The 683-nt window shown below is 28.7% G+C and carries 1 protein-coding gene; it reads right to left on the bottom strand.

Annotated elements, in window-relative coordinates; translation table 11 throughout:
• A partial coding sequence (locus JF73_RS08665) for a class III lanthionine synthetase LanKC N-terminal domain-containing protein (protein ID WP_503366504.1) occupies positions 1-683 on the bottom strand: 683 nt, incomplete at both ends.

The raw sequence follows: 683 nt of genomic DNA, 5'->3' as shown, positions 1-683 counted from the left end.
TTGTCCTCTATCTTTATATTTATCAATTGTGGCCCACTTATAAATCTCATTATTTCAACTAGTGTTTTTCCTTGAGAAAATGTTTCAATAAGTTCGGGAATATATGGGCTTTTATTTAATACTTTCATATACTTTATTTCATTATTTAACAATTGCTTCGCACTAAGCTTTTTTGGATTACTACCTACCAATTCATTAGCAGTTTTCATAACGATTGGAACATCATTAATAGTAATACCTTTATATACACCACCTTTGTTTTTTCTAGATAAAATTTCAGAAAAACGATATTTATTCAATTCAGGACAATATACTTTTTTATCCTTATATTTATTTGCTTTAAACGGCCAACTAGTACCTGGTAACATATGGAATGACTTGGTTCTATCATCTGGAATTAGTTTTCCCGTAGGTAATCTAACCAAATCGATTATTTTATTATGCTCTTTATCTCGACAAGTCATCTTTTTAAATGCACCATATCTGAACTGCACACAACTATTTTTAGGTAGTTGAAAATCTGTAAATATCTTTGGTGCAGAATATCTTTGTAATGCTTTATCTAATTTGAAAACAATTAATTTAAATTCTTCAACATTTTTAGGATAAAATGTCATAAATTTATTTGCTTCTGTAACAGATGCATGCGTATCCGATAGCATTTCATATACTTGCCTAGATCT

The sequence above is a fragment of the Lactobacillus helsingborgensis genome (assembly GCF_000970855.1).
Taxonomy (GTDB): Bacteria; Bacillota; Bacilli; order Lactobacillales; family Lactobacillaceae; genus Lactobacillus; species Lactobacillus helsingborgensis.
This window is presented reverse-complemented; position numbering and strand designations above follow the sequence as displayed.